Here is a 9,625-nt window from a genome sequence, read left to right as displayed (position 1 = left end):
GCTCTTGGAGAAGTCACAGGCGATGTCACCCCTGACGATGTTCTTGGTTCAATTTTCTCGCACTTCTGTGTCGGAAAGTAGTAAAAAAGGGTGCAAACTAGAAAAGTTGATTGCGGAATCACTCTATGTTTGCTAAAATGAATACTTACTAAAGAGGTTGTCGCGTGAAAATATTTAAGAAAAATCCTAAATTGCTTGCGCTCTTCCTGTGCTTTTTGGGCAGTTTCTCTGTTTTTGCCCAGGCTTCAGAAGAATTAAGCGATGTTTACAAACGAATTGACATGGCGATTGCCGCAAAATCATCTGAAGCTATCTCAAAAGTTCTTGCAGACAACAGATATTCTCCAAATTATCAGATGATTGAAAATTACACCCTCAAAAAGACCCGTCAGCTTATCATTATGGACAACCTGGAGCTGGCAAGGCAAACTTCTTTGGCTGTAATCGACAACAATCTTGAAAATTTCGATGCCGTTGAGTTGTATTCTTACATCGACAAGGCAATCTTGAATCAGCAGGCCGCAAATCAGGCTGCCGAAAACCGCCGCCGGCTTGAAGAAGAGCGTATCGCTGCCCGAAATGCAAGGTCTAAGCAGCAGCTTGAAAACCGTGGCAACTATCAGGTTGTAAGCACTGCTTCTGGGCGCGAAGTTTATGTCAATGAGCAAAAGTCTTCGTTCTCATCAAAAATCTGGACGATAAAACTCATTCTTGCTGATTTTGCATATCAAAAAGTCTCAAAACCTGATTATACAAACTTAAAATACGGCCTGGGTGTCGGAGCAAATGTCTTCTATCCTACAGAACGATTTATTGCCGGCGTTGACATTTTTGCCGACGCGCACATCGTAACTTTGTCATCGGATGGCGCTTTAAAAAAGCAGCAGGAAGGAACAAATACATCAAATGAAGATGAGGTTCAGGAATTCTTCTTCTCTGGGCGTTTTGTTCCAGAATTCGCTTTTTCTGATTTCAGCAAATATCTTTTCCTTCGTGCAGGCATCTCTGCCAATATGCTGGCATCAAATGAGCGGGAGCGCACTGGTTCAATGAAATCTTTTGTTTCTCCTGTCCTTGGCCTTGCCCTTGACAATATTCATTTCAGTGATGTTCAGATGCGCATGTTCTACGATTATGACATAGGACATCTTGCTTACAGTGAACTGACTTCTGCCATGGAATTCGGAGGCTCTATACTTCTTCCAATGGCAGTTAATGACAAAACTAAATTCGGAATTGAACTTGGCTTCCAGAATCTGCTTCTTCTCAAAAAAGAAAGCGAGATGGAAAACCGGTCAAAAATCACATTTGCAATTGGAGTTGGAAATGTTACAAAATAAAAAATACCTGATGGGGATTCTCTGCTTTTTTATTGCCGGCCTCATTTTCGCGCAAACATCAAGTCTGGTCACAAGATATCTTCAGAAAGCCGATGACCAGTATACTAACATGCAATATGAAGAGGCATTTAAAACAATAAATGCAGCACTGAAATTGTCAGAGAACAAAGATGAGATTCCTGGCAATGTTTATCTTCTTGCGACTCAAATCTACACAAAACTTCTCGAAAAAATGACAAAAACAAAGGATTTTACTTTGTTCAACGATGTCACAATGAATCTTCAGACTTATCCCAAAATTGCAGAAGATCCGCAGGTTCAAAAATATGTAAAGCAGATTTTGCAGATTCAGTCTGATATAAAGGAAGCTGCCCGTGATGCCGAGACCCGAAAAACAATGGAGTCAATTGCGGACAAACAGCAGGCTCAAAATAAAGAAATAATGGAGAGCATTGCGGCTACTCAGCAGGCTGGTAACGAGGAAATGAAAGAAGCCATCAGGCAGGGCCTTGAATCTGCTGGCGAAAAAACAGCCGATGCTGTCCGCGAAGTTTCTGAAACCACTAACAATACAATTAAGGAACTCAGCGAGAACAGCCACAAGACAATCTGGATTATTGTTATTCTCGGTTCCGTCGGTTTCATCGTATTCTTGATTCTTGTGATGGTCGGAATCCGTGCTTCAAGCCGTGCCACAAGAATGCAGGCTGAGCAGCTTGATTCTACCCTCAAACTCATTGCCGGAATGCAGCAGACGAACAATCAGCTTCTTCTTGGCGGAGTCACGGACTTTGGCGGCATGGGCTTAAAATCAGCCGGCAGTTCAAGATGGGGCATGGACGCGCTTCCTGCTCCGGAAATTAACGACGATGAAAAAGCTGAACTTAAACAGCTCGTTATTGATTGTGAAAAACTTGGCAGCGAAATTGATGCTGTAACAAGGCGCAAAAACAATTCTAAGAATGTCAGCGAACTTGTTTACAAACTTGCAATGCGGCTTGGCCTTGACCAGAATTCATCAATGATTTACTTTGCGGCGGCAATGGTTTATGATGCAGGCTTCCTTGCTGTTCCAGAAGAGCTTCTTGAAGCTGAAAATTTAACTGATGAGCAGCGAAAGCAGCTTAAGGAGCATGTAAAGCTTTACGAGCAGTATCTTGGTTTTGTTCCGCGAAAATACTGGCAGATTTTCAAAGATGCCGCAATGTATCATCACGAAAACAACGATGGTTCTGGTTATTATGCTCTTATGGGGCCTGATATTCCTCATATCGCCCGGCTTATCCATGTCGCAGAAAGTTACAACTCGCTTATCAGCCGCCGAAACTACAAGCAGATTATGGATAAGGAAACAGCAATCAAGGAACTTTTGTCGAAACCAAATCTTTATGATGCTGATGTCGTAAAAACTTTGGATTCAATTTTATAAGTTATTTAAGCAGGTGAGAATATGTGTGGAATAGTCGGATATGTCGGTGCAAAGCAGGCAACTCCAGTTCTTATTAATGGTCTGAAAAAGCTGGAATATCGTGGTTACGACTCAGCCGGAATCGCGGTATTGTCAGAAGATTCTGATGAAATTTTGGTGCGCAAATCAAAAGGTGCACTCAAATTCCTTGAAGCAAAAATTGCTGACGAAGTAATCAAAGGCTCCGTCGGAATCGGTCACACCCGCTGGGCAACTCATGGCGAGCCAAGTGACCTCAATTCTCATCCGCACACAAATGTCTCTGGCACAATCGCTGTCGTTCACAACGGAATTATCGAAAATTATGCCAAACTCAAAGCATGGCTTCAGGATCAGGGCATTGTTTTCAAAAGCCAGACTGACACAGAGGTTATCGCTCACCTCATCAACTATTTTTACGAAAAGACAGGTGAAATCTTCAAGGCTGTTCTGGAGACTCTTCATCGTCTTGAAGGAAGTTACGCGCTCGGCGTTCTCTGCACGAAATATCCTGACCGCCTGATTGCAGCCCGCAAAGAAAGTCCTCTCATCGTAGGGTTGGGCAAAGGCGAGAATTTCATCGCATCGGATGTTCCTGCCGTTCTTGAATACACACGCGATGTTTACTATCTCAACCAGAATGAGCTTGCTGTTCTTTATAACGACCATGTTGATTTGTTCGACTCAGACGGAAACAAAGTCGTCCGCGAGCCATCTCATGTTGAATGGGATATGGCCAGCGCAGAAAAGGGTGGATATGCTCACTTCATGCTCAAAGAAATCCACGAGCAGCCAAAAGCTCTCACTGACACACTCCGTCCGCGCCTTGTTTTTGAAGGTGACAAGCCAACCGACATCAAATTTGACGAAATCAACTTCGGCGAGGATTGGAAGCAGGCCGGCCGTATCGTAATCACAGCTTGTGGTACGGCTTATCATGCTGGCGTTGTCGGAAAATACGCTTTTGAGAAGTTCGCTCGCATTCCTGTCGTGGTTGATGTTGCCTCAGAATTCCGATACCGAAATCCAATCCTCAACAAGAATGATATTTTCATCGTAATTTCACAGTCTGGCGAAACAGCCGATACACTTGCAGCTCTCCGCCTTGCAAAACAGGCTGGTGCAAAAGTCATCGCAATCACAAACTGCGTAGGCTCAACTGTAAGCCGCGAGGCCGATGAAGTGATTTACACTTGGGCAGGCCCGGAAATCGCCGTAGCTTCTACAAAAGCTTACACAACTCAGCTTATGTGTCTCTATCTCCTTGCAATCAAACTTGGAAAAGAGCGCGGAATTATTTCATCTTCCGAATATTCTAAACTCCTCTCTGAGATTTCTGCAATTCCTTCAAAAGCACAGGAGATTGTTGACAATCAGGCTTCAATCCAGAAATTCGCAAGCCAGCAGTTCAATAAATCAAAAATCTTCTATATTGGTCGCTTATTCGACTCTGCATCTTCACTCGAAAGCGCGCTCAAACTCAAAGAAGTCAGCTACATGCACTGTGAGGCCTTTGCCGCAGGAGAACTCAAGCACGGCCCGATTGCTCTCGTTGATCCGGATACTCTCGTAGTCGCAATCGCCACCGAGCCAGAGCTATACGAAAAACTTGCTTCAAACATCGTTGAGGTAAAAAGCCGTGGGGCTGTCACAATGGCAATCACGCTCGACAAAAAAGGTGCGTTCAACAATTGCTGTGACTCAGTAATCACAATCCCGGATTCAGAACCGGCACTTGCTTCTATGCTTTCGATTATCCCGGCGCAGCTTTTCGCATATTATTGCTCAATCTTGCGTGGCAACGACCCTGACAAACCTCGCAACCTCGCTAAATCGGTAACAGTGGAATGATGAGAGTCCTTTGTCTCGGCGACAGCATAATGCAGTATAACGACTTCTCGACCTTTCCGCAGACCGGCTGGGTGCAGGAACTTGCCCGCTTTTTCCCGGTAAGCACTCAGTGGCTCAATTTTGCACGGAACGGCCGGAGCACAAAATCTTTTATCGACGAAGGGCGTTTTATGCGCGTTATGGCCGAAGCTGAAGATGGCGACTTTGCTTTCATTCAATTTGGTCACAATGACGAAAAAGATGATCCTTTGCGCCATACAAGCCCGGAAAAGGGCGGTTCATTCCGAAAAAATCTTACATATTTTGTGCGTGAGCTGAAAGGGAAGGGCGTTCTTCCGGTTCTTCTCACACCGATGGCTCGCAGAATGTTTGATGAGAACGGCAAAGTAAAGGATAGTCACGGAGAATATTCTGTTGCGATTATCGAAACTGCCGCCGAAGAAAATATTCCTTGCATCGACATGAACAAGCTCACCCTCGATTTCCTTGCAAAAAAAGGATTTGAAGAAAGCCGTCGTTTTTATATGAATTTTGATTCAAATATTTATGAAAATTTTCCGCTCGGTCGAGGAGACAACAGCCATCTTCGCCCGGAAGGGGCAAACGCTTATTCCAAAATTGCCGCCGCACAAATCAAGAAGATTTCAGAAAGTTTCCCGGAATACAAAGTTCTTTCTGATTCTTGTATGAGCGGCACGGAAAGCCCATTCCTTGAGGTTGAGAGTGTGCTTGAAGAAAGCGCGAATGCCGAAATCGACGACGAATACACGGTTTTTCAAAAATAACAGGAATAATTATTTTCTAAGTTGACCGAACCCTCTTTTTTCTGATATAATAAATGCACTTCGTTATAGGAGTTAGGGATATTAGCTCAGCGGTTAGAGCAGAGGACTCATAATCCTTTGGTCCTTGGTTCAAATCCAAGATGTCCCATTTTTAAATGAAAATCGTAATCGTTGGCGCGGGTTTTACTGGCACTCAGCTTGCGAAGCGTCTTATTAATGGAAAAAATGATGTCGTCCTAATCGATAACGATGAAACGACCGTCCGCCACGCATCTAACAGGCTCGACTGCAATGTAATTCTTGCTGACGGAAACAATCTCGACACTCTTGAAGAAGCCGGAATCGAGACGGCTGATGCCCTTGTCTGTGTCACTTCAAATGACGAAGTGAACATGATTACTTGTTCCCTTGTTGATTCAGTTTATCCAAAAATCCTAAAAATTGCCCGTGTCCGAAATTACGCCTACTACATGAACACAAGTACGGCAACCCAAAAACACGCGACAAAACTTTCCAACGAAAACCGGCATCTTTATGGAATCGATTTTATGATTCATCCTGATGTCGAGGCTGCAGAAGCTATCGTTGCAGCTGTTGAGCATGGTGCAATCACTGATTCGCTTCAATTTGAAAATTCTTCTTATGAACTTATCCGCGTCACTGTTGAAAAATCTAGCCGGCTTGACGGAATCGCTTTGCAGAACATGCGCAAAATGACCGAAAAACAATTTTTGGTCGGTTATGTCGAAAGCAACGGCGAAACTTCACTTCCTAGCGGCGGCACAATATTGCATGGTGGCGATTGTCTTGGCGTTCTCATGCAGCGTTCTGATTTGCCAGAAATGCTCGCCTTGTGCGGCTCAAAGCTCAAAGATGTCAAAAAAATTGCTCTTGTTGGAGCCAACCGAATCGGCATGATTGTCGCCGACAGGTTGATTAAAAAAGAAAGTTCCAGCCGAATCAAAAAATTATTCGGATTCAAATCACGGATTTCCCAGGATTTCGTGATTGTCGATACTGACGAAGCCAACGCAAAGGCTGCCAGCGAAAAATTCCCGAATACAAAAGTTTTCTGCGCGGATATCACCGAAGAAGGCTTTGTCGAGGAAGAAGGAATTGACAAATTCGATCTCGTAATTTGTACCACTCAAAACTACGAGCTGAATATGGTCATGGCGGCTTACATCGAATCTCTTGGCGTTGAAAATTCAATCGCTCTGGTCGCAAATTCAGCCTTTGGAGAAGTTGCCCGCAAAATCGGAATCGAAGTTGCGGTTCCAATTCGGGATTCAGTCATCGACAGCATCATGAGCCATCTTCGCGGAGACAGCGTAACCGGAATCCATTCAGTAAACGGCGGCTCTCTCGAAATCGCAGAAATCACAGTTCCCGAAGAAAGCGAAGTCAAAGGCAAAGCTCTCAAAGATATTGCTGAGAACGGAAAATTCTTGGTTCTCCAGGTGCAAAAAATCGGCGAAGAAAAGTATTCCATTCCTGGCGGAAACACGGTTTTGGAATCAGGCGACAAAATCATCCTGATTATCAACGCCACTGAAAATGACCATGTAATGCACAAATTCGGAGCGTCGGAATAAATGCAAATCTTTGTTTTTGCCAGGCTGATTTTTATCATTCTCGCAATCGTGGGATTTTCACTTATTCTTCCAATTTTTACGGCTCTTTTTTGTGGCGAAATCAGCGTTATTCCAAGTTTCGCACTTCCGCTTCTTTCTTCCCTCGTGCTTGGGGCTGTTTTTTACTTTGCCGGCAAAAAAACAAAAATCAAGTTTTCAACAAGGAGCGTTTTTGCTTTTGTAGCTCTTGCATGGCTTTCAATCAGCGTGTTCGGCTCGCTTCCGCTTTTGATGTCAGGCGTAATTCCAAATTTTCACGATGCACTTTTTGAAAGTGTCTCTGGCTTTTCAACAACAGGAGCTACAATCCTTGGTGATGTTGAATGTCTTCCTCGGTCAATAAATCTCTGGCGATGTCAGATGCACTGGCTCGGTGGCATGGGAATTATCGCGCTCACGGTAGCACTTCTTCCGCTCTTGGGTGTGGGCAGCTTCCAGCTCATAAAGGCCGAGAGTACCGGCCCGGAAAAGGGGCAGATTACTCCGAAAATGGCAAACACGGCAAAAACACTTTGGTTTTTGTACACAGGTTTTACCGTTGCTCAAATTTTCGCGCTCAGAGTATGCGGACTGGATTTCATCGATTCTATCTGTCATGCTTTCTCAACCTTGGGAACTGGCGGCTTTTCAACAAAAAATGCCAGCATCGGTGCGTACAACTCGCTTGCCGTAGAAATTGTCTGCACGATTTTCATGTTCCTTGCTGGAGTCAACTTCAGCTTGTATTTTTATGTGATTACAGGCAAATTTGATGAAGTCAAAAAGAATTCTGAGTTAAAAGCTTATATTTCATTATTTTTGATTTGTATTGCCGTAATTACGCTAGTTTTGATTCCTCATTACGGCTCTTTCGCAAAAGCCCTTCGATATTCAAGCTTTCAGGTCGCTTCGGTTATGACAACCACCGGCTACGCGACTGATGATTTTACGACATGGCCAAGTGCGGCTCAGTTTTTCATTTTCCTGCTTTTCTTCACTGGCGGTTGTTCTGGCTCAACTTCAGGCGGATTCAAAATTATTCGCTGGGTAGTTCTCAAAAAACAGGCATGGAATGAAATGCTCAGAATGTTGCATCCGCACGGAATTTTTACTGTAAGCATCAATCAAAAAGCTGGCCGAAAAGATTTGGTTTTCAATGTCGCGGCTTTTACTTTCGTTTATTTTGGATTGACTTTTATCTCAACAATGGTCAGCACTTTCTGCGGACTTGATATTTTCACAAGTTTCACCGCAAGTCTTTCCATGATAGGAAGTATTGGTCCTGCGTTCGGCACTCTCAATCCGAGCCAGAATTTCGGCATAATATCGCCGTTCTTAAAATATTGGTATTGTTTCGTGATGATTGCAGGCCGTCTCGAACTTTACAATCTGATTATCTTCCTGTTCCCGGATTACTGGAAAAAGTAACCACGGCGGAACAGATTAGTGGGCAGAGGGCGGAAACACCGGCCTCCGAACAGGCCGCTCGATTATCTCCAGAAAATGCTCCACAAAAACAGCCAGATAAAGCATATTACTGTAATCATTTTAAGCCCGGTTCCGAGCAGAAATCCTTTGAATGCTCCGAACGCGGCTTTGAGTGCTCTTTTTGAATCAGAAGAATCGTGAATCATTTCCCCGATAAAAGCTCCGATAAAAGGGGCAATCAGAATGAAAATCGGCCCCAAAAAGAAAGATGCGAGAAGACCGATTGTGCAGCCCCAGGTCGCAGCCTTGCTTCCACCAGCTTTTTTTGTCATCAGCGAAGGGAAAATATTGTCGATTACGGTGATGAGAGCCGCCGCAATTCCTGTCGCAATCAAAATCCAGATTTCAATTTTTGAATAAGTCGAGAAGTGGGCGGCAAGAAGCCCTGCCCATGCAATTGGTGGCCCCGGCAAAACCGGAAGGACAGTTCCGACAAGACCAACCAAAAGCAGAATTCCAGCCAAAATTGCGAAAAAAAGCGTAGGATCAAAGTGCATGAACTTCCCCCTTAAAAAAATTTACAAATCCCACCATTGTGCGGCAGACTGATCAGCGAGCTGAATCAAAAGCACGAGCGGATTTTGAAGCAGGTTTGAATAATTGTAAGTTTCCATTGGAGCAAGATCTGAAAAACCCATGTGGCACTTGATTGCTTCGATTACGATTCTGCGTTTGAGCATGGAAGGCATTGATTCGAGCAGAAGAAGCACAGATTCGCTTGCGTGACCGAGATTGCGCAAATCTGACTTTGTTTTGTAGTACGGCTCGTATTTCCAGTTTCCGTTGAAGTCTTTTGTCTTTTTGCTTTCGGTTGCGTATGCTCCGGCCTTGCAAAAATCGTGCGCGATTCCTGAAATAAATACATCTGCTGCGGTAAAGTCAAATTTGCCGCTTCGTTTTGAAAGTGCGAAATTCTCTGCGAACGGAACGGCAAATCGCAAGGCCTGGACTGCCACCATGAGAGAATGTGCTGCCAATCCGCCCTTTACATTTCCGTGAAAGCGCGTGCTTGCCGGGCTTGTCCAAAAATCGTGGCTTTCCATCCATTCTTTAAGGGCTGAAAGCTCGGTTTTGTCTTCGATTACGAAATCTGCCATTTTG

General features: G+C 44.3%; 8 protein-coding genes and 1 tRNA gene. 7 read left to right on the top strand and 2 right to left on the bottom strand.

Annotated features, from left to right (window positions below):
- The first annotated feature begins 164 nt into the window (after positions 1 to 164).
- The 7 genes from IJJ71_RS11495 (at position 165) to IJJ71_RS11465 (ending at position 8,464) form a co-directional block, all read left to right on the top strand.
- Positions 165 to 1,340 carry a hypothetical protein gene (locus IJJ71_RS11495; protein ID WP_296847173.1) on the top strand — a complete coding sequence of 392 codons (1,176 nt, stop codon included), beginning with the start codon at positions 165 to 167 and terminating at the stop codon, positions 1,338 to 1,340.
- Positions 1,327 to 2,769: an HD-GYP domain-containing protein gene (locus tag IJJ71_RS11490; protein ID WP_296847172.1), complete on the top strand. Its 1,443-nt coding sequence runs from the start codon at positions 1,327 to 1,329 to the stop codon at positions 2,767 to 2,769. Before IJJ71_RS11495 ends, IJJ71_RS11490 begins: the two co-directional genes overlap by 14 nt.
- 21 nt (positions 2,770 to 2,790) lie before the next feature.
- A complete protein-coding gene (glmS, locus tag IJJ71_RS11485; RefSeq protein ID WP_296847171.1) occupies positions 2,791 to 4,638 on the top strand; it encodes a glutamine--fructose-6-phosphate transaminase (isomerizing) in 1,848 nt (615 codons plus the stop codon).
- Positions 4,635 to 5,423: a rhamnogalacturonan acetylesterase gene (locus tag IJJ71_RS11480; RefSeq protein WP_296847169.1), complete on the top strand. Its 789-nt coding sequence runs from the start codon at positions 4,635 to 4,637 to the stop codon at positions 5,421 to 5,423. The genes glmS and IJJ71_RS11480 overlap by 4 nt, the downstream gene beginning before the upstream one ends.
- Before the next feature lie 75 nt (positions 5,424 to 5,498).
- Positions 5,499 to 5,571: transfer RNA gene (locus IJJ71_RS11475), tRNA-Ile, on the top strand.
- Between the two features lie 7 nt (positions 5,572 to 5,578).
- Positions 5,579 to 7,018 (top strand): NAD-binding protein, encoded by a 1,440-nt coding sequence (locus IJJ71_RS11470; RefSeq protein WP_296847168.1) that lies wholly within the window; start codon positions 5,579 to 5,581, stop codon positions 7,016 to 7,018.
- A complete protein-coding gene (locus tag IJJ71_RS11465) occupies positions 7,019 to 8,464 on the top strand; it encodes a TrkH family potassium uptake protein (protein WP_296847167.1) in 1,446 nt (481 codons plus the stop codon).
- A 62-nt stretch (positions 8,465 to 8,526) separates the two neighbouring features.
- Here the strand turns inward: IJJ71_RS11465 and IJJ71_RS11460 are convergent, their stop codons facing one another.
- Together IJJ71_RS11460 and IJJ71_RS11455 are read right to left on the bottom strand one after the other, a co-directional pair.
- Positions 8,527 to 9,021 (bottom strand): DUF456 domain-containing protein, encoded by a 495-nt coding sequence (locus IJJ71_RS11460; protein ID WP_296847165.1) that lies wholly within the window; start codon positions 9,019 to 9,021, stop codon positions 8,527 to 8,529.
- Positions 9,022 to 9,042: 21 nt separating this feature from the next.
- Positions 9,043 to 9,625 (bottom strand): hypothetical protein (locus IJJ71_RS11455; protein ID WP_296847163.1); only part of this gene is annotated, 583 nt, incomplete at its 5' end.

The organism is Treponema sp. (genome assembly GCF_017430385.1).
Taxonomy (GTDB): domain Bacteria; phylum Spirochaetota; class Spirochaetia; order Treponematales; family Treponemataceae; genus Treponema_D.
This window is presented reverse-complemented; position numbering and strand designations above follow the sequence as displayed.